Origin of the sequence: Blastococcus sp. DSM 46786, from assembly GCF_900109665.1 — a bacterium.
GTDB lineage: Bacteria > Actinomycetota > Actinomycetes > Mycobacteriales > Geodermatophilaceae > Blastococcus > Blastococcus carthaginiensis.
On sequence record NZ_FOAO01000004.1, the window covers coordinates 134641 to 158013 of the forward strand.

At 72.4% G+C, this 23373-nt stretch carries 21 protein-coding genes; 9 read left to right on the plus strand and 12 right to left on the minus strand.

The window, feature by feature from the left end; genetic code table 11:
- Positions 1–35: 35 nt before the first annotated feature.
- The 4 genes from BMW62_RS05335 to BMW62_RS05350 all read left to right on the plus strand — a co-directional run bounded on the left by BMW62_RS05335 (position 36) and on the right by BMW62_RS05350 (position 3967).
- Positions 36–1556 (plus strand): amidohydrolase family protein, encoded by a 1521-nt coding sequence (locus BMW62_RS05335; protein ID WP_091929903.1) that lies wholly within the window; start codon positions 36–38, stop codon positions 1554–1556.
- Positions 1557–1676: 120 nt separating this feature from the next.
- Entirely contained in the window at positions 1677–2504 is an 828-nt protein-coding gene (locus BMW62_RS05340; RefSeq protein WP_091929804.1) for an IclR family transcriptional regulator domain-containing protein, read from the plus strand.
- A gap of 97 nt (positions 2505–2601) precedes the next feature.
- Complete coding sequence (pdxY, locus tag BMW62_RS05345) at positions 2602–3525, plus strand: pyridoxal kinase PdxY (RefSeq protein WP_244523857.1); 924 nt, start codon at positions 2602–2604, stop codon at positions 3523–3525.
- Positions 3526–3589: 64 nt separating this feature from the next.
- Positions 3590–3967, plus strand: a complete 378-nt coding sequence (locus tag BMW62_RS05350) for an ester cyclase (RefSeq protein WP_139206201.1) — start codon at positions 3590–3592, stop codon at positions 3965–3967.
- Between the two features lie 9 nt (positions 3968–3976).
- Here BMW62_RS05350 and BMW62_RS05355 read toward each other — a convergent pair whose 3' ends face one another.
- From BMW62_RS05355 to BMW62_RS05365, 3 genes are read right to left on the minus strand one after another with little or no spacing between them, the layout of a single operon-like run.
- Positions 3977–5236 (minus strand): MFS transporter, encoded by a 1260-nt coding sequence (locus BMW62_RS05355; protein WP_170852219.1) that lies wholly within the window; start codon positions 5234–5236, stop codon positions 3977–3979.
- A gap of 43 nt (positions 5237–5279) precedes the next feature.
- The gene (locus tag BMW62_RS05360; protein ID WP_170852220.1) at positions 5280–6008 is read right to left on the minus strand and encodes a sulfite exporter TauE/SafE family protein; all 729 of its coding nucleotides are present in this window, start codon (positions 6006–6008) and stop codon (positions 5280–5282) included.
- The gene (locus BMW62_RS05365) at positions 6005–7423 is read right to left on the minus strand and encodes an amidase (protein WP_091929808.1); all 1419 of its coding nucleotides are present in this window, start codon (positions 7421–7423) and stop codon (positions 6005–6007) included. Before BMW62_RS05365 ends, BMW62_RS05360 begins: the two co-directional genes overlap by 4 nt.
- A 176-nt stretch (positions 7424–7599) precedes the next feature.
- On the opposite strand from BMW62_RS05365, the gene BMW62_RS05370 reads away from it, so the two are divergent.
- The 3 genes from BMW62_RS05370 (at position 7600) to BMW62_RS05380 (ending at position 9283) form a co-directional block, all read left to right on the plus strand.
- On the plus strand, positions 7600–7959 hold the full coding sequence (locus BMW62_RS05370; RefSeq protein ID WP_091929809.1) for a YidH family protein: 360 nt from the start codon (positions 7600–7602) through the stop codon (positions 7957–7959).
- A complete protein-coding gene (locus BMW62_RS05375) occupies positions 7956–8276 on the plus strand; it encodes a DUF202 domain-containing protein (RefSeq protein WP_170852221.1) in 321 nt (106 codons plus the stop codon). The genes BMW62_RS05370 and BMW62_RS05375 overlap by 4 nt, the downstream gene beginning before the upstream one ends.
- A 167-nt stretch (positions 8277–8443) precedes the next feature.
- Positions 8444–9283 (plus strand): formylglycine-generating enzyme family protein, encoded by an 840-nt coding sequence (locus BMW62_RS05380; protein WP_211434990.1) that lies wholly within the window; start codon positions 8444–8446, stop codon positions 9281–9283.
- 39 nt (positions 9284–9322) lie between these two features.
- Here BMW62_RS05380 and BMW62_RS05385 read toward each other — a convergent pair whose 3' ends face one another.
- Both BMW62_RS05385 and BMW62_RS05390 read right to left on the minus strand, forming a co-directional pair.
- Positions 9323–11491, minus strand: a complete 2169-nt coding sequence (locus tag BMW62_RS05385) for an arylsulfatase (protein ID WP_091929810.1) — start codon at positions 11489–11491, stop codon at positions 9323–9325.
- The gene (locus tag BMW62_RS05390) at positions 11488–12795 is read right to left on the minus strand and encodes an MBL fold metallo-hydrolase (protein WP_091929811.1); all 1308 of its coding nucleotides are present in this window, start codon (positions 12793–12795) and stop codon (positions 11488–11490) included. Before BMW62_RS05390 ends, BMW62_RS05385 begins: the two co-directional genes overlap by 4 nt.
- A 160-nt stretch (positions 12796–12955) precedes the next feature.
- On the opposite strand from BMW62_RS05390, the gene BMW62_RS05395 reads away from it, so the two are divergent.
- The gene (locus BMW62_RS05395; RefSeq protein WP_091929812.1) at positions 12956–13636 is read left to right on the plus strand and encodes a TetR/AcrR family transcriptional regulator; all 681 of its coding nucleotides are present in this window, start codon (positions 12956–12958) and stop codon (positions 13634–13636) included.
- 526 nt (positions 13637–14162) lie between these two features.
- Here BMW62_RS05395 and BMW62_RS05400 read toward each other — a convergent pair.
- The 5 genes from BMW62_RS05400 to BMW62_RS05420 all read right to left on the minus strand — a co-directional run bounded on the left by BMW62_RS05400 (position 14163) and on the right by BMW62_RS05420 (position 20136).
- Positions 14163–15776, minus strand: a complete 1614-nt coding sequence (locus BMW62_RS05400) for an ABC transporter substrate-binding protein (RefSeq protein ID WP_091929813.1) — start codon at positions 15774–15776, stop codon at positions 14163–14165.
- Positions 15777–16030: 254 nt separating this feature from the next.
- Complete coding sequence (locus tag BMW62_RS05405) at positions 16031–17038, minus strand: ABC transporter ATP-binding protein (RefSeq protein WP_091929814.1); 1008 nt, start codon at positions 17036–17038, stop codon at positions 16031–16033.
- Positions 17038–18087, minus strand: a complete 1050-nt coding sequence (locus tag BMW62_RS05410; RefSeq protein ID WP_091929815.1) for an ABC transporter ATP-binding protein — start codon at positions 18085–18087, stop codon at positions 17038–17040. The genes BMW62_RS05405 and BMW62_RS05410 overlap by 1 nt, the downstream gene beginning before the upstream one ends.
- Before the next feature lie 8 nt (positions 18088–18095).
- Positions 18096–19190 (minus strand): ABC transporter permease, encoded by a 1095-nt coding sequence (locus BMW62_RS05415; RefSeq protein ID WP_091929816.1) that lies wholly within the window; start codon positions 19188–19190, stop codon positions 18096–18098.
- Complete coding sequence (locus tag BMW62_RS05420) at positions 19183–20136, minus strand: ABC transporter permease (protein WP_091929817.1); 954 nt, start codon at positions 20134–20136, stop codon at positions 19183–19185. Before BMW62_RS05420 ends, BMW62_RS05415 begins: the two co-directional genes overlap by 8 nt.
- Before the next feature lie 337 nt (positions 20137–20473).
- Here BMW62_RS05420 and BMW62_RS05425 point away from each other — a divergent pair, with 337 nt between their 5' ends.
- Positions 20474–21241, plus strand: coding sequence for an SDR family oxidoreductase (locus BMW62_RS05425; protein ID WP_091929818.1), 768 nt, complete (start codon positions 20474–20476; stop codon positions 21239–21241).
- A 57-nt stretch (positions 21242–21298) separates the two neighbouring features.
- Here BMW62_RS05425 and BMW62_RS05430 read toward each other — a convergent pair whose 3' ends face one another.
- Positions 21299–22111, minus strand: a complete 813-nt coding sequence (locus BMW62_RS05430; protein ID WP_091929819.1) for a MaoC/PaaZ C-terminal domain-containing protein — start codon at positions 22109–22111, stop codon at positions 21299–21301.
- Between the two features lie 70 nt (positions 22112–22181).
- Positions 22182–23294, minus strand: coding sequence for an acyl-CoA dehydrogenase family protein (locus BMW62_RS05435; protein WP_091929820.1), 1113 nt, complete (start codon positions 23292–23294; stop codon positions 22182–22184).
- Positions 23295–23373: the final 79 nt, after the last annotated feature.

Here is a 23373-nt window from a genome sequence, read left to right on the forward strand (position 1 = left end):
TCCGGCGACGCGACGACGACGTCCAGGAGGAGACGATGACCCACTCCGAGCCCGCTCCGGCGGCCGGTCGTCCGGTGGCCCTGCGCGGCGGGACCGTGCTGACCATGGACGAGACCTGCACCGTCCTGCCCGACGCGGACGTGCTGGTCGTGGACGACCGCATCGCCGCCGTGGGGCCGGCGCTGGAGGTGCCCGAGGGCACGCAGGAGATCGACGCCCGCGGCGGCATCGTGATGCCCGGGATGATCGACACCCACCGGCACATGTGGCAGACCGCGATGCGCGGCTACGGCGCCGACTGGACGCTCACGCAGTACTTCGTCTGGTACTACCTCGAGCACGGGCGGAAGTTCCGGCCCGAGGACGTCGCGGCGGGCAACCGGCTCTCGGCCCTGGAGGCGCTGGAGGCCGGCGTCACCACCACCGTCGACTGGTCGCACGGGCTGCAGTCGGTCGACCACGCCGAGGCCGCCGTCGAGGCGCTGCGCTCGGTGCCAGGCCGCTTCGTCCTGGCCTACGGCAACATCCAGGCCGCGCCGTGGGCGTGGACCGCCGACCCGGCCGTCCGCTCGTTCCTCGAGCGGCACCGCGACGCCGCCGACGGCATGCTGGGCCTGCAGCTGGCCTTCGACGTCACCGGCGACCCCGCCTTCCCCGAGAAGGCCGCCTTCGAGGTGGCCCGCGAGCTGGGCCTGCCGGTCACCACGCACGCCGGCGTCTGGGGCGCCACGAACGACGACGGCATCCGGCTCATGCACGAGCACGGCTTCATGACCCCCGAGACGGTCTACGTCCACGCCGCCACCCTCACCCCTGACTCCTACCACCGCATCGCCGCCACCGGCGGGTCGATCTCGGTGTCGACGGAGTCCGAGCAGAGCGCCGGGCAGGGCTACCCGCCCACCTGGCAGGTGCGCTCGCACGGCATCCCGGTGTCGCTGTCGATGGACACCAGCGTGTGGTGGAGCGGTGACCTGTTCTCCGCGATGCGCACCACGCTGGGCGCCGACCGCTCCCGCGAGCACTTCGAGGCCCACCTCACGGGTGACACGGTCACCCACCTGCAGCTGCGCGCGCAGGACGTCGTCCAGTGGGCCACCCGCGGCGGGGCGCTGGCGCTCGGCCGCGACGACCTGGGCACCCTGCAGCCGGGCAAGAAGGCCGACGTCGTCCTGATCAAGAACGATGCCTCGCCGGTCTCCTTCCCGCTGCTCAACCCGTTCGGCCACGTCGCCTTCCAGGCGCAGCGCGGCGACGTGCACACGGTGCTGGTCGACGGCCGGGTCGTGAAGCACGCGCACCGTCTGGTCGACGTCGACCTGGCCGCCGTCCGCCGGGAGGTCGACGCGACCGTGGACCACCTGCGCGGCGCGATGGGCGAGGAGGCGTGGGCCGGTGGCATGTACCCCGACCTGCCCGGCACCGAGGTGCTCGACAACCCGTACCAGTACACCGAGTACAAGTCGCACGGCACGCACGCCGCCCGCGAGCAGGTGTTCGAGGCGCACCTGGCCACCGAGCGGCCGGCCGGCGAGCAGTCGACCCGGCACCACTGAGCGCACCGGCCCGGCGGTCCCGCACACTCCCGGCAGCGGAGTCTGCGGGACCGCCGGGCCACCGCGGCACCGCGGCACCGCGGCACCGCGGCACCGCGGCACCGAGAGAGGACGACGGACATGGCAGGGCGCGGCAGCGGGCCCGACTTCGTCGAGGCGCTGGCACGGGGCCTCGACGTCCTCGCCTCCTTCGACCGCGACCACCCGACGATGACGCTCTCGGAGGTGGCCGCGGCGGCGGGGCTCGCGCGCCCGACCGCGCGGCGGCTGCTGCTCACGCTGGAGGAGCTGGGCTTCGTGCGGTCGTCGGCCGGCGCGTTCGCCCTCACCCCGAAGGTGCTCACCCTCGGCATGGCCTACGTCGGCGCCCTCGGGCTCTGGGACATCGCCCGTCCGCACCTGGAGGCGCTGGTCGCCCGCACCGGCGAGTCCTCCTCGATGGCCCAGCTCGACGGGTCCGACATCGTCTACGTCGCCCGCGTGGCGGTGCCCAAGCTGATCGCGCTCCGGGTCGACATCGGCACCCGCTTCCCGGCGGCCCAGACCTCGCAGGGGAAGGTCCTGCTCGCCGCGCTGGCGCCGGACCAGCTCGCCGCCACGCTCGCCCAGCCCAGCCGCGCCGGGCTGCCGCCCATGATCGGCCGTTCCCCCGAGCAGTTGCGCGCCGAGCTCACCGAGGTGCGCGCCCGCGGCTGGGCGTTCGCCGACGAGGAGCTCGCGCCGGGTGTGCGCTCGGTGGCGGTGCCCGTCCGGGACGGCGACGGCGTCGTCCGCGCGGCCATGAACGTCACCGTGCACGCCGCCGAGACGTCCACCGAGCGGCTGGTCGGCGAGCACCTCCCCCACCTGCTGCGCACGGCCGGAGACATCAGCGCCGAGTGGGCGCTGTGGCAGTCCCGCCCGCACGTGGAGCTCTCCCCCGGGCGGACGACGGACGCCACCGCCTGACGACCACCCCCTGAGCCCGAGTTCCCTGATCGTGGCGTGTCCTCCCTCGGCGCAGGAGGTGAGGGAGGACGCCTCCCGGTGAGGGAGGACGAGGCCGATGACCCGGCGAGGAGGCCGAGGACCCGGTGAGCTGGTGGCGGCGGTGGGCGCGTGTGCCAGGGTGGCCGACGTGACCGCCGTCCTCTCCGTCCAGTCGCACGTCACCTACGGCCACGTCGGGAACAGCTCCGCCGTCTTCCCGCTGCAGCGCCTCGGCATCGAGGTGTGGCCGGTGCACACCGTCCAGTTCTCCAACCACACCGGCTACGGCCAGTGGACCGGCCGCGTCTACGACGGCCAGTCGATCGAGGAGATCGTGCAGGGCGTCGCCGACCGCGGCGTGCTCGGCAGCTGCGACGCGGTGCTGTCGGGCTACCTCGGCTCGGCCGACATCGGGCACGCCGTCGTCGGCACGGTGGCGCGGGTGCGCGCGGCCAACCCGGCCGCCGTCTACTGCTGCGACCCGGTCATCGGCGACGTCGGCCGCGGTGTGTTCGTGCGCCCCGGCATCGAGGAGTTCATGCGCGAGGTCGCCGTCCCGGCCGCCGACCTCGTGACGCCCAACCACTACGAGCTGGACCTGCTCGCGGGCACCACCACCCGCTCGCCGGCCTCGGTGAAGGACGCGGTCGCCGCGGTGCAGGCGCTCGGGCCGCGGGTCGTCCTCACCACGTCGCTGGTCGCCGAGGGCACCCCCGACGACGCCGTCGACCTGCTCGCCTCCGAGGGCGGCCGGCACTGGCGCGTGCGCACCCCGCGGCTGGGCGTGTCGGTCAACGGGGCCGGCGACGCGATCGCCGCGCTGTTCCTCGCCCACTGGCTGGAGACCCGCTCGGCGGCCGAGTCCCTCGGGCGCGCCGCGGCCTCGGTGTTCGGCCTGCTGCAGCGCACCGAGGACGCCGGTTCCCGCGAGATTCTGCTGGTCGCCGCGCAGGAGGAGTTCGTCGCGCCGACCCGCGCCTTCGCCGTCGAGGAGGTCTGAGCGTCCGGCCGCACCCGAGCGAAGCAGGGGCTGCGGCCGGTGCCGGCATCTAGACTCGCCGGTCGTGGACGAACAGGAGATGGCTGCGACGGTCGCGCGCTACTGGGACGAGCTGTGGACCCGGCGGAACGTGGACGTGGTCGACGAACTCTTCGCCGAGGAGTACGTCCGCCATTCCTCCGCGGGTACGAAGGTCCTCGGGCGCGAAGAGCTCAAGAGGGAGTTCCGGACCGCCTGGCATTTTCTGCACGACGCCGTCAGCACCGTGGACGACCAAGTGGTCGACGGTGACCGGGTCTGGACCCGTGCCACCACCGAGGGGCTCAACCTCGACACGGGTGAGCCGTCGCTGCTGACCTGGCTCGTGGTGCAGCGCCTGGCCGGCGGGCGGATCGTCGAATCGTGGAACGCCACCCTGCCCGGGGTCGACTGGCGAAGCTGAAGGGCGGGATCAGCCGAGGTCGAGCAGCCGCGACGCCGCCCTCGTCCGTCTGCTGACGACGGCGAAGACGAGGACGATCCCTACGACCACCACGCCCATCCCGGCGAGGGTCCACCGTGTCCCGATCGCATCCGCCAGGATTCCCAGCGGGAGTGCCGCGACGCCGAAGGCACCGAAGCTGAGCATGACCAGCCCCTGGACGCGGCCGTGGAACTCGATGTCCGACAGCGCGAGCAGCAGCGCCTGACTCGTCGTCTGGAAGGCCAGCAGTGCCCCACCCACCACGACGAGTGCGACGACCGCCAGGACGAAGCTGGGCGCCGCCGCCATCGCGGCCAGCGCGAGTCCGAAGACCGCCCCCGCCACGATGAGCAGCCGGCGCTGGTCGCCGCGGTGCGACCTCCGACCGAGCGCGAGCCCGGTCAGCACCGCGCCTACCGCGGAACTCGCCGACAGCAGGCCGTAGCCGAGCGAACCGAGATCGAAGAGATCGCTGGCCACCGCCGGGAGGAAGGCGAGGTAGGGCAGGCCGGCCATCGTGACCCCGATGCCGCACCACAGCAGGGCCGCGAGGTCCGGCCGACGGCGCACGTAGGACAGCCCGTCCATCAACTCACCCAGCGGTGACCGGCCCGACGGATCGACCCGGCGGCGGCCCGGCGGAAGGGCGAGGTTGATTCCCATTCCCAGGGCCAGCAGGACGGCGCTGACCAGGAAGACCGCTTCGGTGCCGAACGTGAAGCTGCCGATGACCAAGCCGGCCAGCGCCGGCCCCACGACCCGGCTGACCTCGGAGTTGACCAGGATGAGCGACACCGCGCCGGGCACCGCGTCCCGCGGCACCAGTTCGGCGAGCAGGGCCATGCGGGCCGGGCTGAAGAGAGCGAACCCGATCGCCTGCACGACACCGGCCACGATCAGCATCCAGTACGTGACGACGGCGGTGGCCGTCGCGACGCCGATCCAGGCGCTGGACGACACGAGCAGCAGGGTGGCCACCTGCATCACCAGCCGCTTGGGGAGCCGGTCGGCCGCGACGCCGCCCCACGGCGTCGCCACGAGCATCGCGACGCCGAAGGAAAGCAGGACGCCACCCAGCGCAGCGTTGGAACCGGTGAGCTCGAACGCCAGCCAGGTGCGGGCGATGTTCTGCGCCATCACGCCCAGGAACACCACCGCCGCGCTGAGCCACAGCACCAGGAACGGACGGATGCGCAGGATGTCGAATGCGCCGGGTGCCGCTTCCCCGGCCCGCGACGGCCCGGCCACGTCGGACGGTCTCCTGCCCCGGCGGGGCCGCATGCGGAGCATCTCAGGTCGCCGCCGTGGCGAGGGACACGGCGGCGGTCGCCGTCACCGTCGTCAGGACCAGGACCCGGAACCCCGCCGGGGGGAACAGGCCGAACAGCCGGTCGCCCAGCCACCAGCCGGCCGGCACCCCAATCGCCGCCGCAGCCACGACCGTCGCCACGACCGGATCGAGGTACCCGAGGACGGCGAAGGCGGCCACGGCTGCGACGTCCTGGCCGAAGAAGACGACCTGCAACGTCGCGCGGAAGGGACGCGGCGCAAGCGCGCGCGCCTGCAACATCAGCACGACGGGAGGGCCGTTCATGCCGGTGGAGGTGAGCAGCGCCCCGCTGAGCAGACCGGCACCCCACTGCGGCCCGGAACCGGCCGGTACGCGCACTCCCGACCAGAGAAGGCCGGCGCACAGCAGCACGGCCACCGCGATCAGGATCGTCAGGGGCCGTTCGTCCAGTTGCGCGAGAGCCACGAGCCCCAGCGGCATGCCGATCAGTCCCGCGACGATGAAACGGACCGCCGTCGGCCGCTGGACGTGCCCGCGCTCCCGATAGCCGATGAGACCGGTGAGCACCAGGCTCACCGCGGTGGTCGCCACGACCGCCGTGACCGAGTCGGTGACCAGCAGCAGGAGCGGTACCGCGACCAGCGCGAAACCGAATCCGGTGACCGCCTGCGCGGTCGCGGCCAGCAGGAAGACCGCGACCGCCGCCGCGGCGAGGGCCGCGAGCGTCACTCCTGCGCGTAGCCTGGCGCGTTCCGGGGCCAGGGAGCGGCCTGCTCCAACTGGGCCGCGAGCTGCAGGAGCCGCCCCTCTTCCCCCAGGTCCGCGGCGAACTGCACGCCGACGGGAAGACCCGCCGTGTCCGTTCCGAACGGCACCGACATCGCCGGCTGCCCGGTGACGTTGAAGAGGCTGGTGAAGATCGAGTAGGTGGTCCCGTGCTCGTACAGCGTCTCGGGACGCGTCGTGTCCAGCAGGCCCAGGGGCGGCACGGGCTGCGCGAGCGTGGGGAGCAGCAGCACGTCGTGGTCGGCAAACAGGCGCCCCACCTGCCAGCCGACCTCCTGCGCCGCCCGCAACGCCTCGGCGGTCTGCGCCCCGGTGATCGTCCTCCCGTGCTGGAGGAGCCCGTGGGTGAACGGCTCGAGGTCGTCGTCCCGCAGCTCCCGGCCCAGTTCACGCAGCCGCCGCTCCACGGCGGCCACCAACTCGACGGCCATGATCGTGCCGGAGGCCGCCATGACCAGGGCAGGATCATGGTTCAGCGTCACCTCGGCGACGTCGTGCCCGAGTTCCGCACAGAGTTCCGCAGCCCGCTGAACGGCCGCGGCGCAGTCCGGGTGGACCGGGACGCCGCCCAGAACCGCGGTCGACCAGCCGATCCGCAGCCGGGGAGCCTTGACCTCGAGGTGCTCGGCGAACGACCGGGGAGGAGTCGGGGCACCGTACGCATCACCCGGCACGTGGCCGGCGACGACGTCCAGGAGCACTGCACTGTCCCGCACCGTGGTCGTGAGCGCATGGTGCACCGACACCGGCGCGGAGAGCGCGCTGGGGTAGGGCCACGACGGCACACGGCCGCGGCTGGGCTTGAGGCCGAACAGCCCGCACATGGCGGCCGGGATCCGGATCGATCCGCCGCCGTCGTTGCCGTGCGCGACCGGGACCAGGCCGGCCGACACCGCGGCCGCGGAGCCTCCGCTGGAACCGCCCGGCGAGCGGTCCAGGGACCACGGGTTGCGCGTCGGGCCGTGCAGCACCGGCTCGGTGCTCGCGTTCTTGCCCAGTTCCGGGCTGTTGGTGGTGCCCAGCACGACCATGCCCGCGGCGCGATAGCGCGCCACCACCGTGCTGTCCTGGGCCGCCACGCCTTCGGCGAAGAGGCGACTGCCCTTGGTGCTGGGCAGCCCGGCGACATCGGCCCCCAGGTCCTTGATCACGATGGGGACACCCCGTAGCGGGCCGTCGGGCAGGCCGCGGTCGACCTCCGCGAGGGCTTCCTCGAAGCGGGTGGCCACCATCACGTTGAGAGCGGGGTCGTGCTTCTCGATCCGGCGGATCGACTCCTCCACCACCTCGCGGGCGGATACTTCACCGCTGTCGATCCGGCTCGCCGTCTCGACCGCATCCCATGGCTGTTCGACCACTCCGCCACCTCTTCTGCACTCGTCGGCCCGCTGGAGGCGGAGCGTAGGAGGGTCGCGCCCGGCCGTTCCGGCCGATCCCGGTCTCCGGGACCGGCCCGAAAAGGTCCTGGAGGTCCTGCCAGGCTGGTCGCAGAGCCGGGCCGAGCCTCGCGTCCGGCGACGCTGGTGAGGACGGTATGAGCGGCGATCGACGCTGGCCCGGGTGGGTGTACGGGATCGGCGAGGAACCAGACCCCCGGGTCAGCTTCGCCAACGAGCGGACCCTGCTCGCCTGGCTGCGGACGGCACTGGCGCTGATCGCCGGTGGCGTGGCGCTGGACGCACTCGATCTCCCCATGTCCGACGCGCTCCAGCGACCACTGGCCCTGCTGCTGGTGCTGCTGGCCCTGGTGTCCGCGGTGGCCTCCTGGTTCCGCTGGGCGCGGGCGGAGCGGGCCATGCGGCACGGCACACCGTTGCCCTCTTCCCTCATGGGAGCCGTCCTCGTCGCCGGCATCGTGGTCTGCGGCGCACTCCTGCTCGTGGCCGCCCGGTGACGGGCGTCGTCCCCGATCCGGGACGAGCGAACGAACGAACGGCCCTGGCCTGGCAGCGGACCGCGCTGGCGCTGATCGCGGCCTCCGCACTGCTGACCCGGTTCACGGCCGACGCGCTGGGCCTGGTGTCGCTGGCCAGCATGGGCGCCGCGATGCCGCTCGCGGCATGGGTCTTCCTGGAGAGCCGTGCCCGCTATGCCCATGATGCCGGGATGCGCCGCCGGTCCCGCTCGCGCGACGGTCTGGCTCCCCTGGCTCTCACCCTCGCCACCGCGGTGCTCGCGCTGACCGAGACGACAGCGGTGTGGTCCCGGTGACCGGTGGGCCCGGGGAGCCGAACCCGCCAGGCACCGGCCCGGCGGCGGCCGATCGGGGCAATCCCTGCTGCAGCGGCGGTCCGCGGCTCGAACAGCCTGCCGCCGCCGAGTCGGTCGTCCCGGAACCCTTCCGGCCGGCCGCCGGTGAACGTCGCACGAACGGGCAGGTGCGGCTGCCCGGTGGCCGCTTCGCGATGGGCGATGCGTTCGACGAGGGGTATCCCGCCGACGGGGAGACGCCGGTGCACCCGGTCGACGTGCGACCGTTCCTCGTGGACGCGACCACGGTCACCAACGCCGCGTTCGCCGCCTTCGTCAGGGCCACCGGGCACGTCACCGACGCCGAGCGTTTCGGTTCCTCTGCCGTTTTCCACGGCACCCTCCAGGCCGCACCGCACGACGTGCTCGGTCGTGCCACCGGCGCACCCTGGTGGCTGGCCGTGCGGGGAGCCGACTGGCGTCACCCGTTCGGGCCGCTCTCCGGCATCGACCGGATGCCCCACCACCCCGTCGTCCACGTCTCCCACGAGGACGCGCAGGCCTACTGCCGCTGGGCCGGCAAGCGGCTGCCCACGGAGGCCGAGTGGGAGTACGCCGCCCGGGGCGGCGCCGATGGCCACCGCTTCGTGTGGGGGAACGAGCTACGGCCCCGTGGCCGGTGGATGTGCAACATCTGGCAGGGCACGTTCCCGACGCGCAACACCGCCGAGGACGGCCACCTCGCCACCGCGCCGGCGAAGACCTTCCGCCCCAACGCATTCGGGTTGTGGAACATGTCGGGCAACGTGTGGGAGTGGTGCGCGGACTGGTTCGACCCCGGCTACTACCAGCATTCCCCCGTGCAGGACCCGCGGGGCCCGGAGAGGGGTACCGCGCGGGTGCTGCGCGGCGGGTCGTTCCTGTGCCACGACTCCTACTGCAACCGCTACCGGGTGGCGGCCCGATCCAGCAACACCCCCGACTCGTCGGCATCCAACATCGGGTTCCGCTGCGCCAACGACGCCTGACCGCGCCCGGGCGCGTAGCCGGGCGCAGTCAGGCGTCACTCAGGCCAGCTCCACGTCGACCCGCTCCAGCCGTCCGCCGGTGAAGGCGTTGGGCGACCGGTAGGGGCCCGCCGGGGATCCGGTGCTCAGCCCGATGTCGAAGGTCTCGTCGATGGAGAAGAGCACGGGCGGGGTCACCGCGATCCGGCCACGCGCGATCTCTGCCCCGTCCAGGCAGAGCACCACCTCGGCCCCGCGCGCCCACCCGCTGCCGTCGTACCGGAAGTCGACCTCCAGCTCGTGCTCCCCCGGCGCCACCGGTGCCGCACCCTGCAACGCCAGCGAGGCGACGTCGAAGGTGCGCAGGTGGAAGGCCGGCCGGCCGACGTCGTCGAGGTGCAGGGCCAGGCCGGCCGCCCGACCCCCCATCGAAGCGATGACCCCGCGCACCGGTTCCGCCCCGATCCGGTCGAACCGGGCCCGCATGGTCCAGGAGCGACCGATCAGGCGGGGCGCGTTGGACTCCGGGATGCCCACCGCCCCGGGCCGGAACGTGAACGACGTGCGGCCGGCGGCGAGGTTCGGCATCCGCGACCTCGCCGTCCGGACCCGCGCGTCCGACAGCGGCAGGATGCCGACCCGCCCGGCCTCGCGGAGGAACAGCTGCTGCAGCTCGGCGAGCTTCTCCGATTCGGCGGCGGCGAGATCGCGGGCCTGGCTGAAGTCCGTGTCGAGGTGGTAGAGCTCCCACACGTCCTCGTCGAAGGAACGCTCCTCGCCCGGCCGCCCTACGCCCCATGGCAACCCACCGTGGTAAGCCGAGGCCATCCACCCGTCCGAGTAGATGGAGCGGTGCCCGTACACCTCGAAGTACTGGATGCGGTGCTGCTCCGCCGCGTCCGCGTCGTCCCAGGCGTAGGTGAGACTCGTGCCGTCCATGGGCAGCTGGGCGAACCCGCCCACCTCCTCGGGCAGCGGCACCCCGGCGATGTCCAGGATCGTGGGGGCGATGTCGTTGACGTGCGCGAACTGGGTGCGCAGCCCGCCCCGGTCGGCGATCCGCGCGGGACAGCTCAGCACCATGGGGTTGCGGGTGCCCCCCAGATGCGAGGCGACCTGCTTGACCCACTGGAAGGGCGCGGTCATGGCCCACGCCCAGCCGGCGGGGTACTGCGGGTAGCTGTCCGGGCCGCCGATCTCGTCCAGACGCTGCACCAGGTGGGCGGCCGGTTCGGGTATGCCCTGCAGCGCGCCCATGTAGTTGACGCTTCCCGGCGGCCCGCCCTCGGCGCTGCTGCCGTTGTCACCGACGACGTAGACGAACAGGGTGTCGTCGAACCGGCCGTCCTCCTTCAGCGCGTCGACCAGCTTCCCGATCTGCACGTCGGTGTGCTCGAGGAAGCCGGCGTAGACCTCCATCAGCCGCTCGGCCACGGCTCGCTGGTCCGGGCCGAGGGAGTCCCAGGCCGGGAGCGCCTCCGGGCGCGGGGTGAGCTCGGTGTCCGGCGGCACCACCCCGAGCTCCTTCTGACGGGCCAGCGTCTGCTCGCGGACGGTGTCCCACCCGGCGGCGAAGCGGCCCCGGTACTTCTCGCTCCAGGGACCCGGCACCTGCAGCGGCGCGTGCGTGGCGCCGGGGGCGAAGTAGAGGAAGAAGGGGCGGTCGGGAGCCATCGCGTGCTGCATCTGCATCCACGACACCGCCTGCTCGGCCAGGTCCTCGGTGAGGTGGTAGTCCTCCTGGTCCGGGGGTGGGATCGGCGTGGTGCCCTCGTAGAGCGTGGGAGCGTACTGGTCGGTCTCCCCGCCGAGGAACCCGTAGAACCGTTCGAACCCCTGCCCGGTCGGCCAGCGGTCGAACGGCCCCACCTGGGACGACTCCCACGGCGGGCCGAGGTGCCACTTGCCGAACGCGGCCGTGCTGTAGCCGGCCTGCTTGAGCACGGTCGCCACGGTCGCGGTCTCCGGTCGCAGGACTCCTTCGTAGCCGGGGTTGGTGTTCGCGCTGTTGAGCACGGTGCCCACCCCGGCGGCGTGCGCGTCACGACCGGTGAGCAGCGCGGCCCGCGTGGGCGAGCAGATCGCGGTGGTGTGGAAGCGGTTGTAGCGGAGTCCCTCTCCGGCCAGGGCATCCAGGACCGGGGTGTCGATCGGTCCACCGAACGTCGAGGGAGCGCCGAAACCGACGTCGTCGAGGAGGACGACGACGACGTTGGGCTGCCGGCTCATGCCCGCTGCCCGGCCGCAGCGCGGTTGCGCGCCTCCTGCACCCAGTACCGGCTGACGCGCAAGTTGTGCTGCGCCATGAGGCCGGTCTCGCCGGCCGCGCGCCGCTCAAGGATCTGCTCGTAGCAGTCCTGTGCTTGCGGGTCGTCCCGGTCGGCGAGGAAGGCCCACTCGGCGACGTGGCAGGCCAGCCGCAGGTCCTCGTCGGCGAGGCTCCGGGCCCGGTCGACCAGGGCGCCGACGCCGCCGGCGAGTTCGGCGATCTCCGCCGCCTGCTGGGTCCGGGGGGCGGGCAGCAGGGACGACGGGTACCCGTCCCACCAGCCCGCGTACCGGCGGATCACGTTGCGGCAGATGAATTCGGGCTGGTCGTAGACCGCCGGCAGCCGCGGGTGCGCGGCGAGCTCCCCGGGGATGGTGAGGGTTTCCACGATCTCGTCGGCCAGCAGTCCGGCGTTCAGGCCGCGCAGGGCGTGGTCGACGATGTGCCGCAGGTAGCGGGCCATGGCCTGCAGCTCGTCGACGATGGCGTCGGTGCCGCTGACCAGCACCCCGTGACCGGGGATGATCACCTCCGGACGCAACGCCGCCATCTCGTCGGCGGCGTCGGCCCACTCCTCGGCGAATCGCTGCACCTTCTTGGGGTTGCCCGCGTTGGGCAGGTAGCCGGTGACCAGGTCTCCGGCCGCGAGCACCTTCCGCTCGGGAGCCCACACCCACGTGGCGTCGTCGGTCTCGCCCTTGCCGTGCCGCAGGACGAACCGCTCGCCGCCGAGCACGAGCTCGAGGGTGTCGGAGAAGACCTCGGTCGGCCAGACGAAGTCCTCGCGCTCGCTGGCCCACCGCTTCCCGTCGGGCCCGGCCAACTGGCCGTTGATGCGGGCGTTGAGGCCAGCGGTCTTGATGTAGCGCTCGAAGTGGCCGACCACGTTCTCGTGGGCGACGACCCGCGGGGTCTCGCCGGCCTCCAGGAAGGCCCACAGCCCGAAGGCGTGGTCGCTGTGCCCGTGGGTGTAGACCACCGTGTGCAGCGGCTTGTCGCTGACCGAGCGCACCGCCTCCAGCAGGGCCGGCCCGTCCCCCGCGCAGCCGGCGTCGACCAGCAGGAGACCTTCGTCGGTCTCGAACAGCGCCACGTTGACCATGCCGGGCTGGATATACCAGGTGCGGGGTGCGGCCTCCAGCACGATCGGCTGGAAGCCCGAGCCGTGCTCGCGGGAGAAGATCCGCCGCGCCTGCTCGGGATTGAAGAGGCCGAACGCGGCGCGCGCCGACGCCCTCTGGTTCTCCGGGAACGTGACCGTCACAGCGTGCTCTCCTCCGTCGTCCGACCGTGTGCTCGGAAATTTAAGACAAACGCCTTAATCCGTCAACGCCCCACCTCGCCGGCAGCGCGCCGGCTTTCCCGGGCGGCTCGCCGCTCTCCGCCCGACCGGGCCCGAGCCGGTGGCGGGCTAGCCTGGAGCGGTGACCGTCGACCCCCTGGCCGACGTCCCCGCTGGTGGAGCACGGGCGACGACGCGCGCGCGCATGATCGAGGCGGCCGAGCGGCTGTTCGCCGAGTACGGCGTCGAGGCCGTCTCGCTGCGCATGGTGGGGGCCGCCGCGGGTCAGCGGAACAACTCCGTCGCCCAGTACCACTTCGGCTCCAAGGAGGGGCTGATCGCTGCGATCATCGCCGCACGATCGCCGACGGTGGACGCCCGCCGCCAGGAACTGGCCGACGAGCTGCGGCGGGCCGATCGCCCACTCCTCCCCGAGGACCTGATCCGGCTGCTGGTCGTGCCGCTGGCGGAGACGATCGGCGCCTCGGGCACCGGCACCTGCTACCTGCGCTTCCTGGCCAACGTCATGGACCACCCCACCTTCGTCCGCGACGCGGAGTCCACCGGCACCGACCAGCCGGCGCTGCGCTGGATGCGTCGCGAGCTACGCGCACTCCTCCCGGGCCAGTCGGCCGCGACGTTCCGGCGACGCAGCCAGTGGGCGGCGCTCATCGCCTTCCGCATCCTGGCGGAGCAGGAGCGGCAGCTGGCCGCCGGAGACGACGGAGCCGAGCCGACCGAGCAGGTGGTCGGAGAGCTCGTGGCCACCCTCGTGGCGCTCATGACCGCGCCGGTCGGGAACGGCACGCTCCCACCACGCTGACCTGGCCCGGGGCACGCGACTACGTGCACCGGACGGGCCGGGCGGCTCGGCGGGCACGCCGCGGGCCGGCCGCAGGCAGACGCCTGCGACCGGCCCGCGCCGCCGAGCACCGATCCGGTCAGACAGGCGTCAGCACTCCCCGATCCATCAGCCGAGCGCATTCGCGGCCGAGGCGCTGAGCAGGCTGCACCGCCAGCGCCCGGTTGCGGCTGGCCGGGTCGCTCGCTGCCGGTTGCCCGCGCACGCGGGCCTGCCCCTGCTCGGCGGTCGCCGTGCTCCTGAGACCGATTCCGATGTCTCGGTGCGGGAGCAGGGCGTGGTCCCGCGCCCCTCACCCACCACAGCCGGGTGCGCTCGTCATCGACGTGGAAGTCAGGGCAGTGAGTTCCCGTGGCCTCACGGCACAGGCGGTTGCCCACATCAGTGGACAACCGCCTGTGCTGAAGGAGGCCCTAGCGCCGGGTTTCAGGCAGAGCCCTCAGCTCCGGCTCTCCGGCCCGGTGCCGCGCCCCGGCTCGGGCCGACGTCAGGAGCACTCACCGATCCAGGCGTCCCCGAACAGGAGCATGCCGTCGACCGTCGGCTTGACGCCGTGCACGTCGTCCTGCCAGGGGAAGAAGGGGGTGACCGGGGACAGCGACACCACCGGCATGGTCTCCTGGAAGAGCTCCTCGATGCGGGTGAGGACGTCCTGGCGCTCGTCCCCCTCGGTCCCCTGGAGCTCGGTGATCAGCGCGTCCATCTCCGGGTTGGCGTACCCGCTGGCGCTGGACAGGGACTCGCTGTGGAAGCTGCTGTACAGCCGCTGGAACGGGTCCTCCTCCGTGATCGACAGACCCGCCTGGGACAGGTCGTAGTCCCGGGAGACGAAGACCCGCTGGATGATGTCCGCGGTCGACTGCAGCAGCTCGGTCTCCACCGTGAAGCCGGCATTCTCCAGCATCGCCTGCAGCGCCAGCGCCTGATCCCGACCCCCCGGAGAGGCGTTACCGAGGTACCGGATGGTGCCGTCGAACCCGTCGGCCTTGGCCTCCTCGACGAGTGCGCGCGCCTGCTCGACGTCGAGGGGCGTGATCTCGACGTCCTCGGCGTGCCAGCGCGAGAGGTCGGAGAACAGCGCCTTGCTCGCGATGTCCACGCCGCCGAACACCCGCTCGTTGAGGACGCTGGGGTCGACGGCGAGGGCGAGGGCCTGCCGCACCCTGGGGTCGGCGCCCGGCCGGCCCTCGGCGTTGTTGACCATGATGATGTTGCCGAGGCTCTGCACCGTCGAGTAGCCCGAGTACCCCGCATCCCGCGCCTCCTGGACCACGCCGGGATCCCGCAGCACCGTGACGTCGGCGCCCTCGGACTCGAGCGTCTCGAACCGGGCGTCGTCGTTGCCGAGCCAGACGAACCGCAGCTGGTCGAGGTACGGGTCATCGTCCCAGTAGCCGTCCCGGGCGTTGAGCACGAGCTCTTCCTGCGGGGCGTAGCGGTCCAGCGTGAACGGTCCGGCACCGATGGGCTGGAACTCCGGCCCCGAGATGGCCGCCGGCGCGACGATCATGCCGATCCCTTGGCCGAGCAACGCCGGGAACGTGGCCCACGGCGTCGTGAGGTCGAAGACGACCGTGTTGTCGCCCTCCGCCCGGATACCGGCCAGGTGAGGGCCGATGACCGCGGCCTCGAACCCGCGGTTGGTCAGGTACCAGTTCGCGCTGTCGACGACGGCCTGGGCGTTCAGCGGGGTGCCATCGCTGAAGGTGACTCCGTCGCGCAGGGTGACCGTCCACTCGGTGAAGTCCTCGTTGGAGGTCACGTCCTCGGCCAGGTGCGGCTCGAACTCCTGGGTCTCCGGGTTGTACCGCACCAGGACGTCGTAGACGGCCGCCAGCGCGGTACCACCCGCGAAGGCGCTTGCGATCGTCTGGGTGGGGTTGAGGCTGCGGGCCTCGGAGAAATCAGCCAGGGTCAGCGTGCCTCCCTCGACGGGATTGTCACAGTCCTCCTGCCCGCCGATGATCCCGGTGGTGGGCTCGGGCGTCTCCCCGCTCGCGGAGCCGGACGGTGCGCCTCCGCCGCCACCGCAGGCGGACAGCACAAGAGCACCGGCGCCGAAGGTGGCAACCAGACGGGCGGTCAGCGTGGTTCTTTTCACGTTGGTCCTCCATGAACACGGTCACGCGCCACCGATCGGATGCCCGGGTGGCTGGTTGCAGCAGCGAAGCAATGCGGAGCGCACGACCCGGAGTCGGTCTCGGTGAGTGGAATCACAGAAGAGCATCGGGCGGCGGATGCCGAGGAGACCGCCGCCAGGTGCTCCCGCTCGGGACGCTCCACGCACAGCGGTGCCCCGGCCGGGTCGGCCGGGGCACCGCGAGCGAGGAGGGAGGAGCTGCGACCTGCGGCGGATCAGGCCGCCGGGGAGGCGCCGGGGCCGGAGTTGTGGCAGGCGAGGTAGTGCCCTTCGCCGACCTCGCGCAGCTGTGGCTCGACCGCCGCGCACTCCTCGGTGACCAGCGGGCAGCGGGTGCGGAACCGGCAGCCGCTGGGCGGGTTCAGCGGCGAGGGCAGCTCGCCGCCGGCCCGCTGCTGCTCCCCGCCGGTCGCAGCCTCCGAGGCGGTGACCTCCGGCACCGACTCCAGGAGCAGCCTCGTGTAGGGGTGCATCGCGTGCTCGGCCAGGCTGGCGGCGGGCAGCACCTCGCACACCTTGCCCAGGTACATGATCATGATGCGGTCGCTGATGTTCTTGACGACGGCGAGGTCGTGCGCGATGAACACCATGCTCAGGCCGTAGCGCTTCTTGGTGTCCTCGAGCAGGTTGAGGATCTGGGCCTGCACCGAGACGTCGAGGCTCGACACCGGCTCGTCGCAGATCAGCACCTGCGGATCGAGCATCAGCGCCCGGGCGATGCAGAGTCGCTGGCACTGCCCGCCGGAGAGCTCGTGCGGCCGGCGCTCCCACACCACCGCCGGATCCAGACCCACCGCGCGCAGCACGGCCTCGATCTGCTCCCGGGTGGCCTCCTTGCCCCAGATCCTGGGCCCCTCGGCCACGAGGTCCTTGACCTTGCGGCGGGGGTTGAGCGAGGAGACCGGGTCCTGGAAGATCATCTGCATCCGTGCACGACGCTCCCGGACCGTCTGCGCCGTGAGGCCGGTCAGCTCGTCGTCCCCGAGACGCACCGACCCGGAGGTCGGCGGCGGCAACTGCATCAGGGCGCGGCCGGCACTGGACTTGCCGCAGCCGGATTCGCCCAGGATCCCCAGCGTCTCACCGTCGAGCACGTCGAAGCTGATGCCGGAGACCGCATGCACCGTGTGCCCGCCCTTGGCCGGGAACTGCACGACGAGTTCTTCGACCGCGAGAACCTGCTCGGCCTCCGGTCGCAGGTGCGCGACTCCGCTCCCGGCCATCACTGCCCTCCTGCGTTGACGGGGTGGTAACAGGCGAAAGAGTGTCCGGGGGTGACCACGCCGTTCGCCATGGCGGGGTCCAGCGACGGCGGCGCCTCGGTGCAGTCGGGCTGTGCGTAGCGACACCGAGGAGCGAAGCGGCAGCCGACCGGTGGAGCCACCATGTTCGGTGGCGCCCCGTCGATCGCCGCCAGACGCACGTGCGGTGGCTGATGCAGCCGCGGGATGGCTTCGAGCAGCGCCTCGGTGTAGGGGTGGTGCGGCGCATCGAACAACGCCGCCGCGTCCGCCGTCTCCACCACCCGGCCGGCGTACATCACCGCCACCCTGTCGGCCCGGCCGGCGACGACCCCGAGGTTGTGGCTGATCAGCATGATCGCCATGCCCAGTTCGTCCTGCAGCCGCGCGAGCAGATCCAGGATCTGCCTCTGCACGGTGACGTCGAGTGCCGTGGTCGGCTCGTCGGCGATCAGCAGCGCCGGCTCGTTGGCCAGCGCCATCGCGATCACCACCCGCTGCCGCATGCCACCGGAGAGCTCATGAGGATACTGGTCGAGCCGGCGCCGCGGCTCGGGGATGCCGACGAGGGCCAGCAGCTCCGCGGCGCGCGCCTTCGCCTGCGGCCGGTTCATCCCGCGGCGCTTGCGCAGGCTCTCGGTCAGGTGCACGCCGACCTTCTTGACCGGGTTGAGCGCGGTCATCGGGTCCTGGAACACCATGCCGACGTCACCGCCCCAGAGTTCGCGCAGCTCGGACGCGCTCAGCGCGTGCACGTCCTTGCCGGCGATCAGCACCCGTCCCGTCACCGTCATGGTGGGGCCGGTGGTGTACAGCCCCATGATCGTGCGGCCGAGCACCGACTTCCCGGAGCCGGACTCGCCGACGACCCCCAGGGTCTCGCCGCGACCGAGGGTGAAGGAGATGCCGTCGACGGCCTGCACGTCGCCGTGCGGCGTGTGGATCTGCGTCCGGAGGTCGTCCACGACGAGCACCGGCGTTTCCCGTGCGGCGCCGGACCTCTCCTGGAGCGCAGCGGAACTGGAGCTCATGGCACTCCCTAGAGCTTCGCCTGGCGCGGGTCGAAGCGCTTGCGCGCCTTCTCCCCCAGCAGGTTCAACGAGAAGACGGTCAGGAACAACACGACGCCCGGCACGAGGACGATGTGCGGATGCTCCTCGAAGGCGTTGCCCTCGCCCTCGGCGATCATGTTGCCCCAGGACGGATCCGGAGGCTGGATACCCAGGCCCAGGAAGCTCAGCGACGCCTCGGCGACGATCAGCACCGAGATCATGACCATCGCGTAGGAGAGCAGCGGGAGCATCACGTTGGGCAGCAGCTCGCGGGTCATGATCCGCAGCCGGCTCGCCCCCATCGCCCGGGCCGCGAGGACGAACTCGCGTTGCACGAACGTCAGCGTGCTCGCCCGCGCCATGCGGACGATGCTTGGCAGGGCCAGCAACGACAGCGCGAACGCCAGGTTGCGCAGGCTCGGCTCCAGAACGGTGGCCAGCGCGATCAGCAGGATCAGCGGTGGCACCGCGAGCAGCGAGTTGGTGAAGATGCCGATCACTGCATCGGTGGTCTTGCGGAAGAAGCCCGAGACGATCCCCAGCGCCGCGCCGATCACCAGCCCCATCGCGACGGCCCCCAGCGCCACGACCAGGGAGGCGCGAGCCCCGTAGAGGACCCGGGCGAGCAGGTCGAGGCCGAAGTTGTTGGTGCCGAGGGGGTACTCCGACAACAGATCCGGCCGCGCGAAGACCGGCGCACTCAGGGTGCTCGCGATGTCCTCGTGCTCTCCCAGCGGCAGCACCGGTGCGAGCAGCGCGGCCAGGACCAGGAGCACCAGCCAGATGGCGGAGAGCCAGGAGGTGAGGTCGAAACCGGCACCGAAGCGGTGCCGGAGCAACCGGCCGGCCCCGACGTGCGTGAGAGCCAGACCGGCGACCACGACGGCCAGCTGCAGCCAGCCGTTGGCACCTCTCAGCCCGGCCACGCCGATCGCGACCGTCACGATGCCGAGCGCGGTGAGAACAACGCCTGCCCACAACGACCGGGAGCGGCGGGGGTCCTGCATCGGCGCCGGGGCGACAGCCGCATCCACCGCCTGGCCGTAGGCGGGAGGAGTGGACACCTGGGTCATCTCAGACATGGGCCCGCCTGATCCGTGGGTCGAGAACGCCGTAGGAGAGGTCGATCAGCAGATTGGTGAGCACGTAGATCACCGCGATCACCAGGACCGCTCCCTGGACCATGGTGAAGTCGCCGGTGTTGGCGGCACCGATGACGAGCGACCCCATGCCCGGGAGGGCGAACAGGTACTCGACGATGACGGTGCTACCGATCAGCCGCCCCAGGCTGATCCCCAGCAGCGTGATCATGGAGAAGGACGACGGGCGCAGGGCATCGCTGAACATGATGTGCCGCGCCGACATGCCCTTGGCCTTGGCGGCGAGGATGAAGTCCTCCTGCAGCGTGGTGATCAGGTCGTTGCGGAGGATGCGGGTGAACAGCGCCGTCTCCGCCAGCGCGATCACCAGTGCCGGCAGGAAGGCGTGGTACAGGTTGTCCCCGATGCTCTCGCTGAGCCGCACCCACTGCGCCCGCGGGAACCAGCCCAGCTGGTTGGCGAACACCATGATGATCAGCAGGCCGGCCAGGAAGCTGGGCACCGAGAGCACGCCGAACGCACCGGCGCTGATCACCCGGTCGACCCGTCCACCGGCGCGGTAGGCCGACCACATCGCCAGCGGGATCGAGAAGAGCAGCGCCATCCCCATACCGAGCACGGCGAGCTCTACGCTCACCGGCAGGGCTGCGGCGACCCTGTCCAGCACGTCCGTGACCGGCGGCACGACCGTCTCGCCGAGGTCACCGGTGACCGCCGAGCCGAGCCAGTCGAGGTAGCGCACCGGCAGCGGGTCGTTCAGCCCCAGCTCCTCCCGGACCGCTTCGTACTCCGCCGGCTCGCGCCCCTCCCCGAGGATCACCACTGCCGGATCGTTGGGCAGCAGCGACACGAGCATGAACGTGCCGAAGCTGACGATCAGCAGCACCGCCGCGAGCTCGCCCACTCGCTTCAGCAGGGTGCGGCCCATCGCGCCTCCTCTCTTCCACCTCGCCGGGTGCGGACGGGGAACCGCGACGGTCCCCGGGCACGTACGACGTCCCGATTGCTCCGACACGAGCCTCCACCGAGCCCGCAGACGAGCACCAGGCTCTGCGCCCGGGGGCAAAGAAAAGCACCTCCGCGACCGTCGGCGTGATCCATCCCACTGATCGGTACGACGCCTGCCATGTGCGGTGGGTGCGCCGATCGAGATCGGCGTCGGCGTGAGCCCGGGCCGTGGCGGGCGTTCCGCTGAGCGAGAAGCCGGCGCCCGCTCCCCGGGGCACTGCCTAGCCTTCGACGGGCCATCGACGACGAGGACGGGCATGAGCACTGGACTGGACTTCTCGGGACGGACGGTGCTGGTCACCGGCGGCACGAAGGGAATCGGCCGCGAGATCGCCGAGACCTTCCTGGCGGCAGGCGCCGACGTGGTGGTGTGCGGGCGTACCGAGCCCGAACGACCACCACAGGGCGGGGGGCACGAGGCCGTCTTCGTCCCCACCGACGTCCGCGAGGCAGCCCAGGCCACCGCGCTCGTGCGGACCACCGTCGAGCGGTTCGGCCGCATCGACGTCCTGGTCAACAACGCCGGCGGCTCGCCCGACGCGGACGCCGCGACCGTCTCCCCCAGGTTCGTCGAGAAGATCGTCGCGCTCAACCTGCTCGCGCCCTTCTACGTCGCACAGGCGGCCAACGCGATCATGCAGGAGCAGGAGTCCGGTGGCGCGATCGTCAACATCGGTAGCGTCTCGGCGCACGATCCCCAGCCCGGGACGGCGGCCTACACCGCAGCGAAGGCCGGGCTGCTCGCGCTCACCCGGGCGCTCGCCCTGGAATGGGCGCCGAAGGTCCGCGTCAACCACATCACCACCGGCCTGATCCGCACCGAGGCCGCGGCGTCGGTCTACGGCGAGGACGGCGGCGCCGCGGTGGCCGCGGTGATCCCGATGCAGCGCATGGCCGTGCCGGCCGACATCGCGCGGAGCTGCCTGTACCTCGCCAGTGATCTGGCCGGCTACGTGACCGGGTCGGATCTCGCCGTGCACGGTGGCGGCGAGCTGCCGGCCCGGTACCTCGCCACGCGCTCCTGACCGGGACCGCCCGGCCGCCGTCCCGGCCGTCAGGCGGCCGGGACGGCGACCGGGTGATCAGCCGAACCGGATGCGGCCGCCGGAGATCACCGGGCGCTCGCCGTCGGCGACCTCGAACGACGCGGTCCGACCGTCCGGCCAGGCGGTCACCCCCAGGCGGTCCCCGGGGAACACCGGTGCGCTGAAGCGGCCGTCCAGCTCGGCGAGCTCGGCCGGGTGTGCACCCACCGAGCGGGCCAGCTCCAGCGTGGTCGCCGCCAACGTGCACAGCCCGTGCAGGAAGGGCCGCGGCTGCCCTGCGGCCTGCGCGGCGGCCGGATCGATGTGCATGTGGTGCCGATCACCGAGCAACCGGTAGAGGGCGGCCTGGTTCTGCGCGGTGCGCACCTCGGCTCGGAGGCCCGGTTGCGCCTCGGGCCGCTTCGGGCTGGACGGACCCCGCTCACCGCCGAAACCGCCGCAGCCGGGAGCGAACAGCGACCAGGTCGCGACGAAGGCGTCGCTCTCCACGACGACCTCGAACACGGCGGCCGATCCCTTGTCCCACACCTCGCCGACCCGGGCGGCCAGCTCCAGCCGACCCGCACGGGGCAGTGGCGCCAGCGACTGCAGCCGCTGGCTGCCGTGCACCGCGGTGCGGACGTCGAAGGCCCCCTGGCTGCCGAGGGCGTCCGGTGCCCACTGGGCCAGGGTCAGCGCGAAGGTCGGCAGCACGCGCAGCCGCTCCTCGAACACCAGGTCCAGCTCGTCGGGGGCCGCCCCCACGGCGAGGGCGTAGAGGATCGCGTCCCGCTCGTCGTAGGACACCGTGCGGGTGCCGAGGTCCGCTCCCCGCCACTCCCCTGCCGTGCGCGCGCATGTCCCCGTCACTGGGCCCCTCCCGGGATCGGATCGCTGTCGAGCGCCCCTGTGGACGTCGCAGGCGGAGTTCCGGCCGCGCTCACCGCGAGACCGTGCCGGCGGCGAGCACGGTGCCGAGCCGGGCCAGGACGGCGCTCGGCCCGCCGAGCGTGCCGGCCAGCTGCTTGCCCCACAGGAAGTGCCGGTGCACCGGGTAATCGGTGTCCACCCCGATCCCGCCGTGCACGTGCTGGACCCGGTGCACCACGTCGAGCCCACCCTCGCCGGCCCACCAGGCCGCCACGAGCGCGGCGGCCCCGGCGTCGGGCACACCGTCCTCGAGGTCGGCGACGGCCTGCCAGAGGGTGACCCGGAGCGCGTCGATGTCGATGTAGCAGTCGGCGAGCTGGTGCTGCACGGCCTGGAAGGTGCCCAGCGGGCGGCCGAACTGCTCGCGCTCGCGGACGTAGGCCGCCGCGTAGGCCAGCGCGCCCTGGGCGACTCCGAGCTGCAGTGCAGCCAGCGCGACCGAGGCCCGCTCCAGCACCGCATCGAGGACGCCGGTGCCGGGCGTGCCCAGCGCCTCGCCGACCACGCCGTCGAGGTGCAGGTGACCGCTCCGGTCATGGGTCGTCGTCTCCGCCGCCTGCCACTGCACACCATCGGCGTCGGGCGCCACAAAGAACAGCCCCGGCCCCTGCTCGGTACCGGCCGCGACCAGCACCGCGGTGGCGCCGAACGGCGAAGGAACGACGGCCTTCGTGCCGGTCAGCCGCCAGCGCTCGCCGTCGGGTTCGGCGGTGCACCCGGGCCGCGCCGGCTCGGTACCGGCGAACTCCTCCAGCGCCAGCGTCAACCGCAGGGAGCCCTCGACCGCGCCCGGCAGGATCGCGCCCCGCTGCTCGGGGCTGCCGTGCGCGGCGACGGCGAGCGCGCCGACGACGGCCGGCCACAGCGGTACCGGGGCGACCACCCGGCCCTGCTCCTCGAGCAGGACGCAGAGCCCGCCGAGCCCGAGGCCGGCGCCACCGTCGGTGTCGGGCACGGCGACGCCCACGAGCCCGGCCTTGGCCAGCTCCGCCCAGAGCTGCTCGTCGATCCGGTCCTCCCCGGCCTCGACGACGCGAGCGCGCTCCGGAGTGGCCCGATCGGCGAAGATCTCGCGCGCCAGATCGCGGACCGCCTGCAGCTCCTCGCCCAGGATGAAGTCCATCAGTGTCCCTCCGTCGTCGTCGGCTCACGCGCCGGCAGGGTCGGTGCCGAGCCGGCGCGCGCGCACCGCCACGTCCCCG